6 protein-coding genes are annotated in these 6,161 nt (G+C 70.6%); all 6 read right to left on the bottom strand.

The genetic code is table 11. From position 1 onward, the window contains the following. Positions 1-531: NAD(P)H-dependent flavin oxidoreductase (locus DES41_RS11925; RefSeq protein ID WP_425466358.1), on the bottom strand; the 531-nt coding region annotated here is incomplete at its 3' end. 44 nt (positions 532-575) lie between these two features. Continuing rightward, a complete protein-coding gene (locus DES41_RS11920; protein ID WP_114467884.1) occupies positions 576-2,072 on the bottom strand; it encodes an AMP-binding protein in 1,497 nt (498 codons plus the stop codon). 100 nt (positions 2,073-2,172) lie between these two features. Continuing rightward, positions 2,173-2,859, bottom strand: coding sequence for a TetR/AcrR family transcriptional regulator (locus DES41_RS11915; protein ID WP_170168150.1), 687 nt, complete (start codon positions 2,857-2,859; stop codon positions 2,173-2,175). A gap of 38 nt (positions 2,860-2,897) precedes the next feature. After that, entirely contained in the window at positions 2,898-4,556 is a 1,659-nt protein-coding gene (locus tag DES41_RS11910; protein WP_114467882.1) for a DUF6351 family protein, read from the bottom strand. Between the two features lie 25 nt (positions 4,557-4,581). Further along, positions 4,582-5,556 (bottom strand): Bug family tripartite tricarboxylate transporter substrate binding protein, encoded by a 975-nt coding sequence (locus DES41_RS11905; RefSeq protein ID WP_114467881.1) that lies wholly within the window; start codon positions 5,554-5,556, stop codon positions 4,582-4,584. 25 nt (positions 5,557-5,581) lie between these two features. Beyond that, positions 5,582-6,055, bottom strand: a complete 474-nt coding sequence (locus tag DES41_RS11900; protein WP_114467880.1) for a DUF3237 domain-containing protein — start codon at positions 6,053-6,055, stop codon at positions 5,582-5,584. Positions 6,056-6,161: the final 106 nt, after the last annotated feature.

Raw genomic sequence — 6,161 nt, 5'->3', positions numbered from 1 at the left:
GCCGTCGAACCATTCGCGGATCTCCTGGATCAACGCGAACGGCGACTGGAAGCCGGCATGGCCGCCGGCACCGGCCGCCACGGCGATCAGGCCGTCGGCGCCCTTGTCGATCGCCTTGTGCGCGAAGTGGTTGTCGATCACGTCGTGCAGCACGATGCCGCCCCAGGCGTGCACGGCGTCGTTGATCTCGGTGCGCGCACCCAGCGAAGTGATCACGATGGGCACCTTGAACCTGGCGCAGACCGCCATGTCGTGCTCCAGCCGGTCGTTGGAGCGGTGCACGATCTGGTTGACCGCGAACGGGGCCGAGGGGGCCTCCGGGTGCAGGCGGTCGTACTCCGCCAGTTCGGTCGTGATGCGCTCCAGCCAGACCTCCAGCTGCTCGGCCGGCCGCGCGTTGAGCGCCGGGAACGAACCCACGATGCCGGCCTTGCACTGGGCGATGACCAGGTCGGGGTTGGAGATGATGAACAGCGGCGAGGCCACGGCGGGCAGGCGCAGGCGCTGGGACAGGATGGGGGGCAGGCTCATGGTGGCAGGTCTCCGTGGAATGAAGTTCGGGATGGCAGAAGGGTTCAGATGCGGCGCGCCACACCTTCCCAGTACGGTTCGCGCAGCCTGCGCTTGAAGATCTTGCCGGTGTCCTCGCGCGGCAGGCTGTCGTGGAAGGCGATGGTGCGCGGCACCTTGTAGTTGGCCAGCCGCTCGCGCAGCCAGGCCTGCACGGCGGGAGCGTCGACCGCCGCACCGGGGTGCAGTTGCACGGCCGCCGCCAGGCCCTCGCCGAACTCCGCATCGGGGATGCCGAAGACGGCGGCGTCGGCCACGCCAGGCATGGTCAGCAGCTCAGCCTCGATCTCGGCCGGGTAGATGTTCACGCCGCCCGAGATCACCATGTCGGACTGGCGGTCGCAGATGAAGAGGTAGCCATCGGCGTCCAGGTAACCCATGTCGCCCAGCGTGACGAGGCCCTCGCGCCCGATGGCGGCGCGCGCTTCGTCGCGGCCGATGTAGGTGAAGTCGGGCATGGCCGGCTGGCGCACGTAGATGAGGCCCATCTGGCCCGCCGGCACGGGCGCGCCGGCCTCGTCGAGGATGCGCACCTGCGCCTCGCCCAGCGCGCGCCCGGCGGAACCGGGGCGCTGCAGCCAGGTGGCGCTGTCGATGAAGGTGGTGTAGCCGGCCTCGCTGGAGCCGTAGGCCTCGGTGATGACCGGGCCGAACCAGTCGATCATGCGGCGCTTGAGCTCCGGCGCGCAGGGCGAGCCCGTGGACGAGACCTGCTGCAGCGACGAGAGGTCATGGCGCGCGCGCACTGCGTCGGGCAGGGCCAGCAGGCGCTGGTACATGGTCGGCACCAGGTAGGCGTGCGTGATGCGGTGGTGCTCGATCAGCGCCAGCGTGCGCTCGGCCGAGAAGCCGGGCTCCAGCACCAGCGTGGCGCCGGCGCCGCAGCAGCTCAACACGAAGGACATGGTGGCGCTGTGGTACATCGGCGCGCTGAGCAGGGCCCGCGAGGCCGCCGTGACGCCGTAGACGGTGCGGCCGACCTGCTGGTTGGCCGCATCGATCGCCGCGCGCCGCTCGGCTGGCACGGGCAGGCGGCGCACGCCCTTGGGCCGGCCGGTGGTGCCCGAGGTGTAGACGACGGTGTTGAAGGCCACGCCGGTGGCCGGCGGCAGCACGTCCTGCCCCTGGCCGAACGCGGCCGCCCAGCCGATGCCTTGTGTTTCGTCCTGCGGCACGGCCTGCACGGCCACGCCCTCGGGCACGCCGCCTGTGATCTGCGCCTGCAGGTCGTCGTGCACCAGCAGCACGCGTGCGCCGCTGTCGGCCAGGAGGAAGCCCGCTTCCGCCGCCTTGAAGTGCCAGTTGACCGAGACCAGGTACACGCCTGCACGCCGGCAGGCGATGGTGGTGGCCACGTAGGCCGGGCCGTTGCGCAGCATCACGGCGGCGGTGTCGCCCTCGCCCAAGCCCAGCGCACGCAGGCCACCGCTGATGCGGTCGGCCAGTTCGGCCATCGCCTCGGGTGGCCAGGTGCGGTCTGCGAACACCAGGGTGGGATGCATGCTTGTCTCCGTCGTTCTTTGCGTCGTGGGCCGAACTAGGCAGTGTCTAGTTGAGCGCGAGATTAGCAGCACGCGACCTGCACCGCAAGTCGCGAAGGTGTCAGGCGTGGTCGGTCGCCAGGCCGTCGATGGCGAGCAGGCAGAAGCGCACGAGGGCTTCGCCGATCTGCTCGGCGCTCGGCCGCGGCCCGGTCCGGATGGGCGCGCCGCGCCCGTGCATGCGCAGGGTGGCCAGGCCGTGGGCCGCGGCCCAGACGATGTTCGCCACCTCGTCCTCGGTCAGCAGGTCGGCGCGCGGCGAAGGCAGCAGCGGCAGCACCACGCTGCGCAGCATGGCGAACGAGGCCGTGCCGGCCTCGACCAGTTCGGGGTAGTCGTCGCGCCGGCCCAGCAGCGGGCCGAACATGAGCTGGAAGCGCGCCGGATGGGCCTGCGCGAAGGCGATGTAGGTCAGCAGCACCGCACGCAGCTGGCCCGGGCCATCGGCCGCGTCCACCATGGCCAGCCGGCGCTGGCGCTGCGATACCAGGTCGCGGAAGCCCTGCGCCGCGATGGCGGCCAGCAGGCCGTTCTTGTCGCCGAAGTGGTGGGCGGGCGCGCCCTGCGAGACGCCGGCCAGCTTGGCCGTGGCGCGCAGGCTCATGGCCTCGCTGCCCTCGGTGTCCAGCAGGTGCGTGCCCCACTGGATCAGCGACTCGCGCAGGTTGCCGTGGTGCCACTGGCCCTCGGGCTTGACGGCGCGCACGCTCTTGCGGCGCGGGGTAGTGGCGGGCTTGGCGTCGTTCATGGGCGGCGCGATCTTAGGCCACGCGCCGCCCTGCCCCATCAGCTTGCCTCGCAGCTGAAGCTGGCCGCGTCCTCGATGCTGCCCGTGCCCTTGTACTTGGCGAACTTGGGGTAGGCGCACAGCGGCCGCGTGCGGTTCGGGAAGGTGGCGTTGGTGGCGCTGGCACGCGCGGCGATGGTGTCGGGTGCGACGCCCTTCTCCACCCAGTCGACCATGGCCTGCAGCGAGTCGTAGGTGTCGGTGGCCGGGCCGCCCGAACAGTGCGCCATGCCGGGCACGAGGAAGTTGCGCGCAAAGCCCTGCGTGGCCGCGATGCCGCCGTTGTTGGCAGCCAGGCGCTCGTAGTAGTCCGCCGTGTCCTTGGCCGAGAAGATCGGGTCGGCCATGCCATGGACGAGGAGCAGCTTGCCGCCGCGCGCCTTGTAGGCGGCGAGCCGGTCGTCGCTGTAGCTGTCGTAGACCGCCGAGAACGCGGCCATGCGCGCCGGGTCGGTGTCGAAGTTGAAGGCCAGCGCGTCGAAGCCGGGGTCGGCCGGCGTGAAGAACTCGTTGCGCAGCGCGTCCAGCATCAGCGTGATGTAGCGCGAGTTGGGCGCGGCGGTGGTCGAGGTGCCCAGCGTCCAGGCGCGCCAGCCGCTGTCGCGGATGCCCGGATCCCAGGGCTGGCCGGCGTACAGCGCCTGGCCGGCCGAAGTCTTCGGCCCGCCGAACACGTCCTTGAGCGCGCCGACCTGTGCGGCGCTGATGCAGCTGTCGGTCTTGGCGCCCGCGCACTGCAGCACCGCCGGATCGAACTGGCAGGCCCGGGCGTTCTGCACCATGCCGTCGACCACGCCGTCGCCGGCGTCGCAGGCTGCCAGCACCGCGTCGGCGACGAGGTTCAGGTCGCCATTGGAAAAGGCCTGCGACAGCACGGGCTTGCCGTCCGCGCCTGCCGGCGCGATGTCGTTGAACTTGCGGTTGTTCCACATCGCCGCCACCGTGGCGCCGCTGGACACGCGCATCGCCGGCGCGCCGGCCGTGATGCCGTCGAAGTAGCTGGGAAAGCGCTGCGAAAACATCATGCCCTGGCGCCCGCCGCCGGAGCAGCCGGAGAAGTAGGAGTAGCTGGCGGCCTTGCCGTAGCGCCATTCGATCAGCGCCTTGGCCGACTGGGCGGTCTTGTCGTGCGCGTTGTAGGCATGGTCGATGCGGGCCTGCGGATCGGCGCCGAAACTGGCGCTGGTGCCCTGGTGGCCGGCGTCGGCCGACACCACGGCGTAGCCCTGCCCCAGCGGCGACGGCGTGCCGATGGAGATGCTGGAGGACAGCGAGGTATCGCGCAACGTGCCGTCGTTGCCGCCACCGCCCAGGTACAGGAAGCGGCCGTTCCAGCGGTCGGGCAGGCTCAGTTCGAAGCCGATGGCGTAGGGCTTGCCATCGACACCCGTGCGGGCGTCGCGGCTGCCGGTCACGACGCAGTGCCCGCCCAGGAAGTCGCCGTTGGTGGCGGTACCGGGGCGCCGCGTGCCAGCGGCCACATAGCGGGTGGTGAGCGTGGTGGCGGGCAGGCCGGACTTGGCGACCATGTCGGCGCAGACGGCCTGGGCTTCGGCGGCGGTGAGGTCGAGCCGCAGGTCGTCGCCGTCGCCGCCGCAGCCGGCCAGGGCCAGCAGCGCCAGTGCGGACAAGGGAAGTGCTGTACGGGTGTTCTTCATCGGGTTGTCTCCTCCTTGGGTGTGGTCAGTCGGCCTTGAAGCCGGTGGCGGCGACGGCCTTGCCCCACTTGGCGGTGTCCGCGGCGATCACGCCGGCGAACTCCTGCTGGGTGGTGCCGGTGACGCGAAAGCCCGCGTCTTCCATCTTCTTCTGGCCGTCGGGCGAACGCATCGCGCGCACGATGTCGGCGTTGAGCTTGGCCACCACCTCGGGCGGCGTCTTCGCCGGCGCGACGATGCCGAACCAGGAGTTGAACTCCAGGTTGGCGTAGCCCTGCTCCTTGAAGGTCGGCACCTCGGGCAGCACGGCCGTGCGCTGCGCGCCGGTGCTGCCCAGCGCCACCAGCTTGCCCGACTTGACGTTGGGGCCGGCCAGCCCGGCGCTGGCGAACACGCCCGACACGTCGCCGCTGAAGATGCCGCTCATCGCGTCGCCGGTGGATTTGTAGTGCACGGGCTCGGGCTTGATGCCGATGGCGTCGCCGAACATGAAGGCGCCGAAATGTCCCGGCGTGCCGGCGCCGAAGGTGGCCAGGAAGAGGCCCTTCTGCTGGCGCGTCCAGTCCACGTACTCCTTGACGTTCTTCGCCGGCACCTTCTGTGGGTTGACCAGCAGGATGAAGTCGGCCGTGACCACCTGCGAGACGGGCATGAAGTCCTTGGCCGGGTCGTAGGGCAGCTTGTTGTAGCTGCTGGGCGCGATGCTGAGCTGGCCCGTCTCGCCCAGCATCAGCGTGTAGCCGTCAGGCGCGGCGCGCGCGGCCTCGGAGGCGGCGATCAGGCCGGCCGCGCCGGGCTTGTTGTCGACGATCACGCCCAGGTTGCCCCAGCCTTCGGACAGCTTTTGCGCGAGCAGCCGCGCCACGATGTCGGGGCCGGTGCCGGCCGGGAAGCCGACGATGATGCGCACCGGCTTGTTCGGGTAGGCCGGCGCTTGCGCCATGGCAGCGAAGGGAACGAGCGCGGCGGCGCACAGCGCCAGGCGGCGAGAAGGTTTCATGGCTTGTCTCCTTGGAATGGTGGAATCAGTCGAGCGCGAAGAAGCGCATCAGGACGCAGTCGGGCCGGCGCACGCCGCTGCCGACGAACAGGCGTTCGTTGATCCAGCCCAGCGCCTTCGAGGCGGTTTCGAAGCGCGGCTGGCAGCGGAAGTAGATCTGGCCCGGATCGACCGGCTCGCCGCGCGCGATGCGCCGCATGAGTTCGGGCGGTCCGCTGCGCACGGCCTGGTTCTGCACGAACACGAGGTCGCCGCCATCGGTCTCGACCACGTAGCGCGCGTCGAGCTCGGCATAGCCCTCGTGCACGATGAGCTGGAAGTCGGCGCCGCCGGGCAGCACGCGGCCGCTCCAGCCCTCGCCCTGCACGCTGCCGCCCAGGATGGGGATCACCCGGCGGATGCCGTGCGGCACGGCGCCGACCACCTGGGGTTCGGCCACCTGGACGGTAAAACCGGCGAAGGGCCGCAGCTGCGGCGCGGGAATCGAGTCGGGGTCCATGGGTGTGGCGAGGAAGTGGGAAATTGGGACGAGAATCGCCGCCGAGCGTAAATCCGCCCTGCTGCGGCAGCTGTCATCCCAGAGGATGACGGGAGAACCAGGAGAC

This window comes from Pseudorhodoferax soli (assembly GCF_003337555.1).
GTDB lineage: Bacteria > Pseudomonadota > Gammaproteobacteria > Burkholderiales > Burkholderiaceae_C > Pseudorhodoferax > Pseudorhodoferax soli.
The sequence above is the reverse complement of the archived record's forward strand: the minus strand, read 5'-3'. Positions and strand labels throughout refer to the sequence as shown.